8 protein-coding genes are annotated in these 13,839 nt (G+C 33.6%); 3 read left to right on the top strand and 5 right to left on the bottom strand.

Going from position 1 to position 13,839, the window contains the following annotated elements:
* Positions 1-72 precede the first annotated feature (72 nt).
* Positions 73-1,446, top strand: coding sequence for a Kelch repeat-containing protein (locus NYQ10_RS09320; RefSeq protein WP_289880227.1), 1,374 nt, complete (start codon positions 73-75; stop codon positions 1,444-1,446).
* A gap of 151 nt (positions 1,447-1,597) precedes the next feature.
* Here NYQ10_RS09320 and NYQ10_RS09315 read toward each other — a convergent pair whose 3' ends face one another.
* The 4 genes from NYQ10_RS09315 to NYQ10_RS09300 all read right to left on the bottom strand — a co-directional run bounded on the left by NYQ10_RS09315 (position 1,598) and on the right by NYQ10_RS09300 (position 9,596).
* On the bottom strand, positions 1,598-3,862 hold the full coding sequence (locus NYQ10_RS09315) for an aconitate hydratase (RefSeq protein WP_289880226.1): 2,265 nt from the start codon (positions 3,860-3,862) through the stop codon (positions 1,598-1,600).
* Between the two features lie 120 nt (positions 3,863-3,982).
* Positions 3,983-6,754 (bottom strand): bifunctional aconitate hydratase 2/2-methylisocitrate dehydratase, encoded by a 2,772-nt coding sequence (locus tag NYQ10_RS09310; protein ID WP_289880224.1) that lies wholly within the window; start codon positions 6,752-6,754, stop codon positions 3,983-3,985.
* A gap of 376 nt (positions 6,755-7,130) precedes the next feature.
* On the bottom strand, positions 7,131-8,084 hold the full coding sequence (locus NYQ10_RS09305) for an AAA family ATPase (protein WP_276174940.1): 954 nt from the start codon (positions 8,082-8,084) through the stop codon (positions 7,131-7,133).
* Between the two features lie 78 nt (positions 8,085-8,162).
* The gene (locus NYQ10_RS09300; RefSeq protein ID WP_289880221.1) at positions 8,163-9,596 is read right to left on the bottom strand and encodes a peptidylprolyl isomerase; all 1,434 of its coding nucleotides are present in this window, start codon (positions 9,594-9,596) and stop codon (positions 8,163-8,165) included.
* Between the two features lie 499 nt (positions 9,597-10,095).
* Here NYQ10_RS09300 and NYQ10_RS09295 point away from each other — a divergent pair, with 499 nt between their 5' ends.
* Both NYQ10_RS09295 and NYQ10_RS09290 read left to right on the top strand, forming a co-directional pair.
* Complete coding sequence (locus tag NYQ10_RS09295) at positions 10,096-11,538, top strand: alpha-amylase (protein ID WP_289880220.1); 1,443 nt, start codon at positions 10,096-10,098, stop codon at positions 11,536-11,538.
* A 150-nt stretch (positions 11,539-11,688) separates the two neighbouring features.
* Positions 11,689-13,281: a peptide chain release factor 3 gene (locus NYQ10_RS09290; protein ID WP_289880217.1), complete on the top strand. Its 1,593-nt coding sequence runs from the start codon at positions 11,689-11,691 to the stop codon at positions 13,279-13,281.
* 246 nt (positions 13,282-13,527) lie between these two features.
* Here the strand turns inward: NYQ10_RS09290 and NYQ10_RS09285 are convergent, their stop codons facing one another.
* The gene (locus tag NYQ10_RS09285) at positions 13,528-13,839 is read right to left on the bottom strand and encodes a DUF3467 domain-containing protein (RefSeq protein ID WP_109192123.1); all 312 of its coding nucleotides are present in this window, start codon (positions 13,837-13,839) and stop codon (positions 13,528-13,530) included.

Below are 13,839 nucleotides of genomic sequence, written 5' to 3'. Positions count from 1 at the left end.
TTTTTGAAATGCAGATTTTTATACTAATACCATAATTTAGAATTTAATATTAACTTAACTTTCAAAAAAATTGTGAAAAAACTACTTTATTTTCTTCTTCTGTTTCCGGTAATTTTAATTGCACAAGATCTGAAAGGAACTGTATTTTCTGAAAATGGTGAGCCTCTCGAAAATGTAAATATTTATGCAATATCAAGTAAAAGTGGAACGATTACCAATAAAAATGGTCTTTTTTCAATACGCATACTTTCAAAATTTAAAGAAAGTGAAGTATTAGAATTCTCTTATATCGGATTTCAGTCCATCAAAATAGCCGTTACCGATTTAGAAAATCAAAACTTTAAAATTTATTTGAAAGAGAATATTCAAAATTTATCTGAAGTCGCAATTAATAACAATGTAAAATTAAAAGCAAAACTTGAATTTAATGTTCTAAAACCATTAAAAGATCCTGTATTTTCTTTTGGTTCTTTTGTAAAAGATGGAAAAATTTATCTTACTGGAGGGAATGAATCTCGAGAGACCAACTCATTCATGAAACTTCGAGACGAAAGACCTGATGCAACTGCATTAGATGTTCAAAAGGAACTTAGCCGCAATCCAGATTATTTTATTTTTAAAGACAACTTAGCTATTTATGATATTAAAAATGACAGCTGGGAAACTTCTACTGTAAAATTTAAGAAGAGAGCCAATCACAGTATTTTTCCTTACAATGACAAGATTTATATTATAGGAGGAAAAAGGATTTCAGTAAACGGCAAATTTGAATATCTACAAGATCAAATCGAAGTATTCGATACAAATACCAATACTATAACAATTGACAAAACAAATCCGCATCAAGCTTCAGATTTTGCCTCTGTTATTTACAAAGATAACATTATAGTTATGGGTGGTTCTATTAAGAAATCTGAAAGTGGCAAAAAGACGTTCACTAATAAAGTTCATATGTATAATATCACTTCAGGATACTGGTATGAACTTGCCCAAATGCCAACAGCAAAAGAAACATCAGGAATTTTAGCTGGTGATAAAATTTATCTTTTGGGAGGGAACGATGGAAATTTGGTTTCCAAAATTGAAACATTCGATTTGATAACAGAAAAATGGCAAACTGAAGGCGAATTGTTTTCAGGATTAGAAAGGCCTGCACTTACTTATCATGATGATATTATTTACTTTTTTGAGAATCAAAAAATATATACCTACAACATACAGACTAAACAATTAAAAGAATACGAAATCAATATTGAGGTGAAATATGCCGCTTTGCTCTACAATGATAACAAATTATACATCATAGGCGGGCTTTCTGATAAAAACTTCTCTAAAATGTCTTCGTCAAAAGTATACAGTATTAATGTTGGAGAATTTGGAAACACAAGAGCTACAAGAACAAAAATTTTATCGCAAACTACTGATACAACTAAATCAGATGGATAATTTCCTATTGTTCTAAAATTGGTCAAACTAAAATTTCTTCATAAAAAAAACAAGTAGATGGCTTGACTCTTTAGCAAAAACACAAAAACTATTAATAAAAAAATGCTCTGTTTTCACAGAGCATTTTTTACTTGAAATTATAACATCTTAATTAAGCTTTTCCAGCAGCAATTAAGTTCAATGCTGAACCTGCAACAAACCAGCCAATTTGACCTTCGTTATAAGTATGATTTGCTAAGATTATATCTTTTGTTCCATCTTCATGAACAAATTCTAAAGTCAATGGTTTACCTGGAGCAAACTCAGTTAAATCTAAGAAGTTAATTGTATCATCTTCTTGAATTTTATCATAATCTGCTTCATTAGCAAACGTCAATCCTAAAAGTCCTTGTTTTTTAAGATTTGTTTCATGAATACGAGCAAAAGATTTTACTAACACTGCTTTTACACCCAAGAAACGTGGCTCCATTGCAGCGTGCTCACGAGAAGAACCTTCTCCATAATTATGATCTCCAACGACAATAGACGGAACTCCAGCTGCTTTATAGGCACGTGCAACTGCTGGAACAGCGTCGTATTGACCTGTTAATTGATTTTTAACAGAGTTTGTTTTTTGGTTGTAAGCATTTACAGCACCAATCAACATATTGTTAGAAATATTATCTAAATGCCCTCTGAAACGCAACCATGGTCCAGCCATAGAAATATGGTCGGTTGTACATTTTCCAAACGCTTTAATCAATAATTTAGCACCGGTAATATTTTTACCATCCCAGGCATCAAACGGAGCCAACAACTGCAAACGCTCAGATGTTGGATTCACGACAACTGCAACACCTGAACCATCTTCAGCAGGAGCTTGAAATCCTGGATCTTCAGCGTAGAAACCTTTTGAAGGAAGCTCATCTCCTGTTGGAGCATCAAGCATTACTTCTTCACCTTCTTCATTTATCAATTTATCAGTCAATGGATTAAAACCTAAATCTCCTGCAATTGCCATTGCTGTTACTAATTCTGGAGAACCAACAAAAGCTAGCGTATTAGGATTACCATCTGCACGTTTTGAAAAGTTACGGTTGAAAGAGTGAACAATAGTGTTTCTTTCTTCTTTTTCTGCTCCTTCTCTATCCCACATACCAATACATGGTCCGCAGGCATTTGCAAAAACAGTTGCTCCAATTTTATGAAACGTATCAATAAATCCATCTCTTTCGATAGTTGAACGAACTACTTCAGAACCTGGAGTAATAGTAAACTCTGCTTTTGTTTTCAAGTTTTTATCAGCAACTTGTCTTGCTAAAGAAGCTGCACGAGAAATATCTTCGTAAGAAGAGTTCGTACAAGATCCTATTAAACCAACTTGAATTTGTAATGGCCAATTGTTTTTAATAGCTTCTTCTTTCATTTTAGAAATCGGCGTAGCTAAATCTGGAGTAAAAGGCCCATTTAAGTGTGGTTCTAATTCAGACAAATTAATTTCAATTACTTGATCAAAATATTGCTCTGGATTAGCGTATACTTCTGGATCTCCTGTTAAATATGGCGCAATTTTATCAGCTGCATCTGCAACATCAGCACGATTTGTAGAACGCAGGTAACGTCCCATTGAAGCATCATACCCAAAAGTAGAAGTTGTAGCTCCAATTTCGGCACCCATATTACAGATAGTTCCTTTACCAGTACAAGACATTGATGTTGCACCTTCTCCAAAATATTCTACAATAGCACCAGTACCACCTTTTACAGTAAGAATACCAGCAACTTTAAGAATAACATCTTTAGGAGCTGTCCATCCTGATAATTTACCTGTTAACTTAACTCCAATTAATTTTGGAAATTTAAGTTCCCACGCCATACCAGACATTACGTCTACAGCATCTGCTCCACCTACTCCGATTGCTACCATTCCTAAACCACCTGCATTTACAGTATGAGAATCGGTACCGATCATCATTCCGCCTGGAAATGCATAATTTTCAAGTACAACTTGGTGAATAATTCCCGCACCTGGTTTCCAAAAACCAATTCCGTATTTATTTGAAACTGAAGATAGGAAGTCAAAAACTTCATTGCTTTGTGTTTTTGCTCTGGCCAAATCTGTTACAGCATCTACCTTTGCTTGAATCAAGTGATCGCAATGAACCGTTGTTGGTACCGCCACTTTAGATTTTCCTGCATGCATAAACTGCAATAATGCCATTTGTGCTGTTGCATCTTGACAGGCAACACGATCTGGCGCGAAGTCAACATAATCAACTCCTCTTCCAAACGCCTTAGTTGGATTTCCATCCCAAAGGTGATTGTATAAAATTTTTTCCGTTAAAGTAAGTGGACGACCAACAATTTCGCGCGCTTTGTCAACACGAGCTGGCATGTTCTCATACACTTTTTTTATCATTTCAATATCAAAAGCCATAAGTTTATTGTTTTGTTTTTTTTTTATTTTCTAACATGACAAGTTACAAAAAAATGAACAGCTATAAAAGAAAAAGCCCGAGTTTATCGCTCGGGCTTTGAAATATTAATAATCGTAAGATTACATAACTAATTGCTTGTTAGAAGGTGCAAACTTAGTTAAGTTAATACCATCAACTGCAGCAGTATATTCTTCAATAGTAGGAGTTCTACCTAAAATTGTAGACAATACCACAACTGGAGTAGAAGAAAGAAGAGATTCTCCTTTTTTACCTTCTTTATCCTCAACAACTCTTCCTTGGAAAAGACGAGTAGATGTTGCCATTACTGTATCTCCTTTAGCTGCTTTTTCTTGGTTACCCATACAAAGGTTACATCCTGGACGCTCTAAATACAACATATTTTCATATTCTGTACGAGCAGCGCCTTTTGGAGCGTTATCATCAAATTCGAAACCTGAGTATTTTTGTAAAACTTCCCAATCACCTTCTGCTTTCAATTCATCTACAATATTATATGTAGGTGGAGCCACAACTAGCGGAGCTTTAAATTCTACTTTACCTGTTTGTGCTTCAACATTTTTCAACATTTGAGCAAGGATTTTCATATCTCCTTTGTGAACCATACAAGATCCGATAAATCCAAGATCTACTTTTTTATCTCCTCCGTAGAAAGATAAAGGTCTGATTGTATCGTGAGTATATCGTTTAGAAACATCAACGTTATTTACATCTGGATCGGCGATCATTGGCTCAGCAATCTGATCCAAATCAACTACAACTTCTGCATAATATTTAGCATTTGCGTCTGGAGTTAAAGCTGGTTTTTCAGCAGATTTAATCTCAGCAATTCTCTTATCTGCTTTGTTGATTAATCCTTGAAGAACGTGTTTATCGTTATCCATTCCTTTATCGATCATAATCTGGATTCTGCCTTTTGCAATTTCCAATGATTCGATTAAAGTATCATCTTCAGAAATACAGATAGAAGCTTTTGCTTTCATCTCTGCAGTCCAGTCAGTAAATGTAAACGCCTGATCAGCAGTTAATGTTCCAATGTGAACCTCGATAATTCTTCCTTGGAAAACATTTTCTCCTCCAAATTGGTGAAGCATTTGCGCTTGAGTAGCATGAACCACATCACGGAAATCCATGTAACCTTTCATATCTCCTTTGAAAGTAACTTTTACAGATTCTGGAATTGGCATTGAAGCCTCTCCAGTAGCCAATGCAAGAGCAACAGTTCCTGAATCAGCACCAAAAGCAACACCTTTTGACATTCTCGTATGAGAGTCACCACCAATAATGATAGCCCACTCATCGATAGTAATATCGTTAAGTACTTTGTGGATTACATCCGTCATTGAATGATAAACACCTTTCGGGTCACGAGCTGTGATTAATCCGAAATCGTTCATAAATTTCATCAATTTTGGAATGTTCGCTTGTGCCTTTTTATCCCAAACCGAAGCAGTGTGACAACCAGATTGGTAAGCACCGTCAACAATTGGAGAAATAACCGTAGCCGCCATAGATTCTAATTCCTGAGCAGTCATAAGACCTGTAGTATCTTGAGAACCTACAATGTTTACTTCTACACGAACATCAGAACCAGCATGCAATACTTTACCTGGAGCAATACCAACTGCATTTTTGTTGAAGATTTTTTCTACTGCAGTAAGACCTTGTCCTTCATGAGAAACTTCTTTTGATGGAGCGTATACAAGCGGAGCTTCAACATTTAAAACTTTCGCCGCTAATGTTTGAAGTTTTTTACCAAATACGATAGCGTAAGAACCACCAGCTTTGATAAATTCCATTTTTTGCGGAGTAAATGCTTTAGAAATATCAATCAATTCCTGATCTCCATTGTAAAGTTTTTTCTCTTTAATATTTATTGTAAGAACCGTTCCTGTAGCAACAGAATATGTTTGCTCTAAAATTGGTTCGTCATTTTCATTACGAATAACATTACCTTCCGCATCTACTTTTTTAACCCAGTTTTTAAGGTCTAAACCAATACCACCAGTAACGTCTACAGTTGTTAAGAAAATTGGAGAAATTCCGTTTGTTCCTCCAACAATTGGAGCAATATTAACGAATGGAATATATGGACTAGCTTGTTTTCCTGTCCAAAGTGCCACGTTGTTTACACCTGACATTCTAGAAGAACCAACTCCCATTGTTCCTTTTTCAGCTATCAGCATCACACTTTTATCTGGGTGTTGTGCTTGTAATGCTTTAATTTCTTGTTGTGCTTGAGGAGTAATCATACACTGACCATGAAGCTCACGATCTGAACGAGAGTGCGCTTGATTACCTGGAGAAAGTAAATCTGTAGAGATATCACCTTCACCTGCAATAAAAGTAACTACCTTAATTTCGTCAGCTACAGCTGGAAGTTTTGTAAAAAACTCAGCTTGAGCATAACTTTCAAGGATTTCTTTTGCAATTGCATTATCATTTTTGAATGCCTCTACCAAACGATCTGTATCTGCTTCGTAAAGGAAAACTTGTGTTTTTAATACTTTAGCCGCTTCTTTTGCGATAGCTGCATCATAGCCTAAAGCTAAATCAAGTAATACTTCGATTGATGGTCCACCTTTCATGTGAGAAAGCAACTCAAAAGCAAAAGCTGGAGTAATTTCTTTTACTACTGATTGACCAAGAATAATTTCTTTTAAAAATTTAGCTTTTTCACCTGCAGCGCTTGTTGTACCAGGTAATGTATTGTAAATAAAAAACTTAAGAGAGTCTTCGCGATGTGCGTTATCTGCATCTTTAATTTGAGCAATGATTTCGCTTAATAATTCAGCTCCATCAATTGGTTTAGGGTGTAACCCTTGATTTTTTCTTTCTTCAATTTCTTGAATGTAATCCTGATAAATATTCATAATAAAAGCGGATTTATTTTTTTGAGGCAAATTTAAGCATTAAACCCGATAATTAAAAAAAATATAATAGAAGTCCGCTTTTCAAAAATTATTATTGCTAAAAAACGATTTTCACTGCTTGTTTTTGCCAAAAATTCAGTTTTATATTAAAATAATGAATTATTAACATTTAAAAATCTTTTCTTTAACAAAGTCGAAATTCAATGTTATATTGTAAGTGAGATTTTACCTCTATTTTCGCTAAGAACCTTTCTAAATAAGCAATTATAACGTTATAGTTGAGATTTAAAACGTCGTTATGAGAAGATTTTCCCATTTCCTAAAAAACAAAAATCCTGATAATAATTATCAGGATTTTTATCAATGCATTTTATTTTTAAAGCAGTTTTTGAATGATAACTTCTTCCGTTATTCCTTCCGCATCTGCTTTATAGTTTTTGATAATTCTGTGTCTTAAAATTCCAGTTGCAACAGCTTTTACATCTTCAATATCAGGAGAAAACTTTCCATTAAAAGCGGCATGGGCTTTGGCAGCTAAAATTAAGTTTTGCGAAGCCCTAGGTCCTGCTCCCCAATCTAAATAGTTTTTTACAAAATCATTTGACAATGAATTATCGGGTCTTGTTTTGCTAACTAAAGTTACAGCGTATTCTATAACATTATCTGCAACAGGAATTCTGCGAATTAAATGCTGAAAATCGATAATTTCCTGAGCATTAAACAAAGGATTAATTACCGTTTTAACATCCGAAGTAGTTCTTTTAACTACTTGAACTTCTTCCTCAAAAGTTGGATATTCTAATTTAATTGCAAACATAAAACGATCTAGCTGCGCTTCTGGCAAAGGATAAGTGCCTTCTTGCTCTATTGGGTTTTGTGTTGCCAAAACAAAATAAGGCAAATCTAGTTTATGATGCTGTCCTGCAATAGTCACCGATCTTTCTTGCATCGCTTCCAATAAAGCGGCTTGTGTTTTTGGCGGCGTTCTATTTATCTCGTCAGCCAAAATAATATTAGAAAAAATCGGACCTTTAATAAACTTGAAGTTTCTATTTTCATCCAAAATTTCGCTTCCTAAAATATCAGAAGGCATCAAATCTGGCGTAAACTGAATTCTTTTAAAATCTAATCCCAAAGCTTGAGACAAAGTATTTATCATTAAGGTTTTTGCCAAACCTGGAACTCCAATCAAAAGTGCGTGTCCTCCAGAAAATATACAAAGTAAAATTTGATCTACAACGGCATCTTGCCCTACAATTATTTTCGCTATTTCGTTTTTTAGCTCATTTCTTTTTTGAACTAAATTGTGAATTGCTGTTACGTCAGACATTTATGAATATATTTTAAATTAAAAAGAGTTAGCTTTACGAATTCATAAAACTAACTCTTTTTATTTATTTAATAAAAATTATTTTTTTAACCAGTTGTTTGCAAAAGCACATTCTTTATACTCTCCAACAATTTTGATATAAGTATCTTTAATTTTAGTATCAAACCATTTTGCGATTGCATTAATCTGCTTTTCTTTTAATGCTAATTCTTTAATTTTGGTATAATCCTTAGCGTAGTCAGCAGTATGATCTTCAATTCTGTTTGTAACAGTAATCAATTTATACGTTTTTTTACCTTTATCGTCAGTATTTAAAAGTGGTTGAGAAACCTCATTTCCTTTTAAATTAGAAACTTGACTGTATAAAGTTGGATCCATTTTTGTCAATTCAAAACGAGTATCTTGAGTTGTAGGATTCATTAAAGTTCCTCCATTTGCTCTTGTTTCTTTTTCATCAGATTCTGTTCTAGCAGCATCTGCAAATGATAATTCGTTTCCAACAATTTTATTTCTAATGTTAGTAATTCTTTCTTTAGCTTCTTTTAAGGCTGCTTCAGAAACAGTTGGCGAAATCAAAATATGGCGAAGTTCAATTTCTTGTCCTTTGATTTTCTCTACCATAATAATATGAAATCCATAAATTGTTTCAAAAGGAGCAGAAATTTCACCTGCCTGCAAACTGAAAGCAACGTCTTTAAATTCTTTTATAAAGGCGGTTTTTCTATTCATTTTATAGTAACCCCCATTTGGAGAAGATCCAGGATCTTGAGAATATAAAACAGCTTTCGTAGCAAAACTCGATCCGTCTAATACTTCTTGTTTTATTGCGTTTAATCTATCAATTACTTTTTGCTTATCTTCCTTAGAAACCTTCGGCTCTACAACAATTTGTGCTACTTCCATTTCTGCACCAAAAGTTGGCAATTCATCTTTTGGAATTTTCTTAAAGAAATTACGCACCTCTTCTGGAGTAATTTCAACATCTTTAACGATCTTGTCTCTCATTTCTGATGCTAATTTTTGCTCTTTCAGGATATCAGCAAAATAGGTTTTGAATTCTTCTACAGAACTTTTTTTATAGTACTCAACAACTTTGTTAATGTCACCACCAACTTGCTGTGTCATATAATTAAGACGCTCTTCCATCATACCTCTTACTTCGGCATCACTCACAATAATACTATCCTGAATGGCTTGGTGCGCATATAATTTATCTTCCAGAAGTTTCCCAAGCATTTGGCATCTTGTAATATCTTTAACAGATCCTCCTTGTGTAGTAATTTCTAAAAATCCTTTATCAATATCAGAATCCAATACGATATAATCTCCTACCGTAGCAATAATTCCATCTATTTTCAATTTTCCTCCCGAAGGTTTTTCAGCAGGTTTCTCAGCAACGACATCAGGAATTATTTCTTGAGCTGCAACAATTGGAGCAAAAAAAAGAAAAAAACAAACTGTTAGAACAAACTTGTAATCAATTGTTTTTAGCTGTAATTTTTTTAATAACATTATTTTAAATTTTATTTGAATGTAAAGCCTGCTTTAGATAACTCGCCAAAGTTATTTATAATTTCCGAAATACTTCCTGAAACATAAATAATTAGTATAGTTCTGTCTTAACTTATAACGAACAAAAATAACAATTCAATTACATAATACAACTATCCGATATACTATTAACAAAAAATTATAGGATAGCATTTAAATCCTATTTTCATTAATTGTTTTTCTGTCTTTAAACACCATTAAAAACAATTCGTAAATTATGAATCAGAATTGTTTTAAAAACTCAATAAAAACCTCGTTATAAGACTTCTATAAAAAAGTTCTCGACACTACAACGTTTTCGTAATATAATATTTTCTTACAAAATATAATTAAATCAAAAAAAGTCTACTTTAGATGAGTAATTGATAATTTTTGCTTTTAAAAATGATGATTTTTGCTTTTTAAAGCTTTAAAATTGACAATTATAAAAAGAAACTATTTAACTAAACCACAATCTATTATGAAAAAACCTATTTTAAAGTTATGCCTAATTGCGGCATTTACGGGATTATTGTATTCGTGTTCTACAAATGAAATTAGTGAATCTGATTCAAAAGCTGAAAGTCAGCAATTTAAAATTATTGATGTTACGCATCACGACGGAAAACCTTTTAGCACTGGAATTTCTAATTCTTCTTCAACTGGAAAATATGTTGATAATCCAGGTGGCGGTGTCATGATGCAGGCATTTTATTGGGATGTTCCTGCTGGAGGAAATTGGTGGAATACTGTTAGCAGTAAAGTAATCGCTTGGGGAAATGCTGGAATTGGTTCTATCTGGCTTCCGCCTGCTTCAAAAGCACAAAACGGAGCATTTTCAATGGGTTACGATCCAACTGATTATTTTGATTTTGGAGATTACAATCAGAACGGAACTATTGAAACTAGATTTGGATCAAAAAGCGAATTGGTAAGTTTGATTACAAATGCTCATGCTCAAAATATTAAAGTGTATGCCGATATTGTAATTAATCATAATAGCGGTGGACAATCAGAAGCAAATCCGTTTACGGGAACAAATACCTGGACTAATTTTAATGGAATTGCTTCGGGAAAATTTAAACGAACTTATGCTAATTTTTACAAAAATAGTTTTGGCAATAATGATGAAGGTTCGTTTGGAGGATTTCCAGATTTATGCCACGCAGATCCTTATGTAAAAGACTGGCTATGGCTTCGTGCAGATGGAGTTGGTAAATATTATAAAAACACCATGAAATTTGACGGCTGGAGATTTGACTATGTGAAAGGTTTCGGTGCGTGGGTTGTAAATGCGTGGAATGCAAATGTTGGTGGATTTTCTGTTGGAGAATTGTGGGACTCGAATGTAAATGTGTTAAATGACTGGGCAAACGCTGCTAATAGTTCTGTATTTGATTTTGCATGTTATTATAAAATGAATGATGCTTTTGATGGAAATAATCTTGCGCTGTTAAATGATGACATGATGTGGAAACGCAATCCGTACAAAGCAGTAACTTTTGTAACCAATCATGACACTGACGAAATTTGGAGCAAGATGCTAGCTTACTCCTATATATTAACTCACGAAGGCTATCCAACAATTTTCTATAGAGATTACGAAGAATGGCTAGATAAAAATAAATTGAATAATCTGATTTGGATTCACAATAATAAAGCGACTGGAACAACTTCTATTTTATATTCTGACAATGATGAATACGTTGCAAGAAGAAACGGATACAACGGAAATCCAGGTTTAGTAGTTTATATCAACAACTCTGATGTTTGGCAAGAAAGATGGATTCAGACCAATTGGGCAAATACACAAATTAAAGATTTTACAGGAAATTCAACCTGGTATCCGACTACTCAAGCAGATAAGTGGGTAAAAATACAATGTCCTCCAAAAGGACATTCAATTTGGTCAATTAATCAGTAATTTAAAATGGCTATTCTAAGGCTGTTATTTATGACAGCCTTACTTTTTTCGAGAAACAGCCTATTAGAAAACTATCTCTTTCAAATTAAGAAGTGAATATTTTTATTAAGCCGTAATTAATAGTATTTTTGCAACCTATTTATACGAAATATGAGCTTTTTAAAAGAAATACAACGCAGAAGAACATTTGGAATTATCTCGCATCCCGATGCCGGTAAAACAACTTTAACAGAAAAATTATTGCTGTTTGGAGGAGCTATTCAGGAAGCAGGAGCTGTAAAAAATAATAAAATTAAAAAAGGAGCAACGAGTGATTTTATGGAAATCGAACGCCAAAGAGGTATTTCGGTTTCGACTTCTGTGCTTGCTTTTAATTATAAAGATAAAAAAATCAACATCCTTGATACTCCTGGACACAAGGATTTTGCCGAAGATACATTTAGAACTTTAACTGCCGTTGATAGCGTAATTGTTGTTATTGACGTTGCAAAAGGAGTCGAAGAACAAACGGAGAAATTAGTTGCAGTTTGTAGAATGCGTAACATTCCGATGATTGTTTTCATCAACAAATTAGATCGTGAAGGTAAAGATGCTTTTGACCTAATGGATGAAGTTGAACAAAAGTTAGGTTTAAAAGTTACTCCATTAAGTTTCCCAATCGGAATGGGTTATGATTTTCAGGGAATTTACAACTTGTGGGAAGAAAACATCAATCTTTTTAGTGGAGACAGCCGAAAAAATATCGAAGAAACAATTGCTTTTTCTGATGTACAAAACAATCCAGAATTAGATAAAATTGTGGGAGAAAAAGCGGCTAATAAACTTCGTGAAGAATTAGAATTGATTGATGAAGTTTATCCAAAATTTGAACGTCAGGATTATTTGGATGGAAAAATCCAGCCAGTATTCTTTGGTTCTGCTTTAAATAATTTTGGAGTTCGTGAGTTGCTAGATTGTTTTATCACAATTGCTCCTTCTCCAAGACCAAAAGACTCTGAAACTCGTTTGGTTGATCCAGCAGAAGAAAAAATGTCTGGATTTGTTTTCAAAATCCACGCTAACATGGATCCGAAACATCGTGACCGTTTAGCATTTATTAAAATTGTTTCTGGAACTTTCGAAAGAAACAAACCTTACTATCACGTTCGCCAAAAGAAAAATTTAAAATTCTCAAGTCCGAATGCATTCTTTGCTGAGAAAAAAGAAATCGTCGATATTTCTTATCCTGGAGATATTGTTGGTTTACATGATACTGGAAACTTTAAAATTGGAGATACTTTGACAGAAGGAGAAATAATGAGCTTTAAAGGAATTCCAAGTTTCTCTCCAGAGCATTTTAGATACATTAACAATGCCGATCCAATGAAAGCAAAACAATTGGAAAAAGGTGTAGATCAGCTAATGGATGAAGGTGTCGCTCAGTTATTTACTTTAGAAATGAATAATCGAAAAGTAATCGGAACAGTTGGAGCTCTTCAATACGAAGTTATTCAATATCGTTTGGAGCACGAATATGGCGCAAAATGTACTTACGAAAATTTCCCTGTACATAAAGCTTGTTGGGTAAAACCAGATGATGCAAAAAATGAGGAATTCAAAGAATTTAAACGTATCAAACAAAAATTCCTTGCTCACGATAAGTACGGACAACTAGTTTTCTTAGCAGATTCTGATTTTACTATTCAAATGACACAAAGTAAATATCCAACCGTAAAATTATATTTTACATCAGAATTTGATTAAGAGATCATATAAAAATAAAAAAAAGCGCTAATTTAATATTAGCGCTTTTTTTTATTCGAATTAATTCAACCTTACTAAATCATATATTTATTCTGGAAACTTCTTATTAGGAACAGCTACTAAGGTATATTAATATCCTTGTAAAGAAAAAAATAGCCGATGAAAGCGAAGCTAAATCCGTTTAAATACATTTTTCTTAAAATATACCTATAAAAAAAGCCCCTTGAAAAAAGGGGCTTTTAAAGTTTATGCTTGTCCAGTTGGACCAAAATTAAGCGGAATTGGCGCTTGCTCCGTTTCTTTGATTTCGCCATGAGCGGCTTCAAATCTGTGGATGTTTTCACCTATTGCTCGCAATAATCTTTTAGCATGTTGCGGTGTCAAAACAATTCTTGACTTTACCTTGGCTTTAGGAATACCCGGCATAATGCTCACAAAATCTAAAACAAATTCTGATGAAGAGTGATTGATTATCGCTAGATTAGAATAAATTCCTTCTGCAATCGTTTCGTCTAACTCAATATTAATTTGTTCTTGTTGTTGTTTCGGATTACTCAT

Source organism: Flavobacterium johnsoniae, assembly GCF_030388325.1.
Classification (GTDB): domain Bacteria; phylum Bacteroidota; class Bacteroidia; order Flavobacteriales; family Flavobacteriaceae; genus Flavobacterium; species Flavobacterium johnsoniae_C.
The sequence above is the reverse complement of the archived record's forward strand: the minus strand, read 5'-3'. Positions and strand labels throughout refer to the sequence as shown.

What these genes read in the sequence shown, in the direction of transcription:
- NYQ10_RS09300 (WP_289880221.1), bottom strand. Translation starts at nt 9,596, where the DNA reads ATGTTATTAAAAAAATTACAGCTAAAAACAATTGATTACAAGTTTGTT.
- NYQ10_RS09310 (WP_289880224.1), bottom strand. Translation starts at nt 6,754, where the DNA reads ATGAATATTTATCAGGATTACATTCAAGAAATTGAAGAAAGAAAAAAT.
- NYQ10_RS09290 (WP_289880217.1), top strand. Translation starts at nt 11,689, where the DNA reads ATGAGCTTTTTAAAAGAAATACAACGCAGAAGAACATTTGGAATTATC.
- NYQ10_RS09285 (WP_109192123.1), bottom strand. Translation starts at nt 13,839, where the DNA reads ATGAGTAATCCGAAACAACAACAAGAACAAATTAATATTGAGTTAGAC.
- NYQ10_RS09305 (WP_276174940.1), bottom strand. Translation starts at nt 8,084, where the DNA reads ATGTCTGACGTAACAGCAATTCACAATTTAGTTCAAAAAAGAAATGAG.
- NYQ10_RS09315 (WP_289880226.1), bottom strand. Translation starts at nt 3,862, where the DNA reads ATGGCTTTTGATATTGAAATGATAAAAAAAGTGTATGAGAACATGCCA.
- NYQ10_RS09295 (WP_289880220.1), top strand. Translation starts at nt 10,096, where the DNA reads ATGAAAAAACCTATTTTAAAGTTATGCCTAATTGCGGCATTTACGGGA.